Annotated in this window: 1 pseudogene; it reads right to left on the minus strand. The window is 54.3% G+C overall.

The window, feature by feature from the left end:
• Positions 1-317 (minus strand): annotated as a pseudogene (locus QEH52_RS20445) (ISKra4-like element ISTvi1 family transposase); the annotation flags it as partial.

Below are 317 nucleotides of genomic sequence, written 5' to 3' on the forward strand. Positions count from 1 at the left end.
GCACAGCGAGTTGGAGCATCCTCATCAGGAAGATGTTTTGGTTCCAGATGTGAAGCCAACTCGGCGATCACCAAGTCGGAGCGGTTGCGTTTGAGTCGATTTTTTTGAGTAGTCATCCAACGCGAGTTGCTGGCGCAATGCTCACGAGCCGCGCCGAGGTAGTCACAAACGTGGTAAAAATCGAGCAATATACGATCCGCATTGAGCTCTGAGCGGGCTTGCTGCTCGATCCAGGTCGCTCCATCGCCGACAACGTGCACGAAGCTATCCTTACCTCGCCCAGATTCCTTAGTGCACTGCGCCCAGATACGACCGAT

Origin of the sequence: Thalassobacterium maritimum (assembly GCF_031127805.1) — a bacterium.
Taxonomy (GTDB): domain Bacteria; phylum Verrucomicrobiota; class Verrucomicrobiia; order Opitutales; family Coraliomargaritaceae; genus Thalassobacterium; species Thalassobacterium maritimum.